The sequence below is a fragment of the Bradyrhizobium sp. MI1.10 genome (assembly GCF_055811035.1).
In genome coordinates this window covers 1-653 of the sequence record NZ_JBVVPN010000158.1, presented here as the reverse complement: position 1 = coordinate 653, position 653 = coordinate 1, and the positions used below count along the sequence as shown (strand labels likewise).

At 61.7% G+C, this 653-nt stretch carries 1 protein-coding gene; it reads left to right on the top strand.

The features are described from left to right. Window positions 1-168: 168 nt before the first annotated feature. Window positions 169-653, top strand: a 485-nt coding sequence (locus AC0L3K_RS40710; RefSeq protein ID WP_473368220.1) for a transposase, incomplete at its 3' end; no start/stop codon positions are given.

Below are 653 nucleotides of genomic sequence, written 5' to 3'. Positions count from 1 at the left end.
GTCGTCCGTGAACAAGGCTCTAAGCGATTGAGCAGGAGTCAGTTTTCCGGTTGCGGCGGCATTTGAGATTGCAGGGATTGGGGGCTTGAGGCCCCCAAATCTTGCAATTGTCGTTTGTGGATTCCCTTTCGCTGCGGACCATGATTCTGTGGTGCATCGGAGGGGCCGATGCGACCGAAGAAGCACAGGACGACGGGATCGAACGATCTGTTCCGGGCGCGGCTGGACCAGATCATCAACATGAAGCACGAGCTGGTTCAGCTCGCCGGCAAGATCGATTGGGACTGGATCGACGGCGAGGTCGCGCCGCTCTACAGCGAGAATGGCCGGCCCGGGATCGAGACCCGGTTCATGATCGGGCTGCTGTTGCTCAAGCACACTTACGGGCTGTCCGATGAGGGCGTTTGCGAGCGCTGGGTTCACGACCCGTATTTCCAGTTCTTCACCGGGCAAGAGTTCTTTCAGCATGCCTTCCCGCACGAGCGCTCGGACCTGAGCCATTGGCGCAAGCGGCTCGGCGACAAGTTGGAGCTGCTGCTGGCGGAGAGCCTGCGGGTGGCGCACGAGGCCGGCGCGTTACGCGGCCAGGACCTCAAGCGCGTCACCGTCGACACCACGGTGCAGCCGAAGGCCATCACCTTTCCGACCGATGC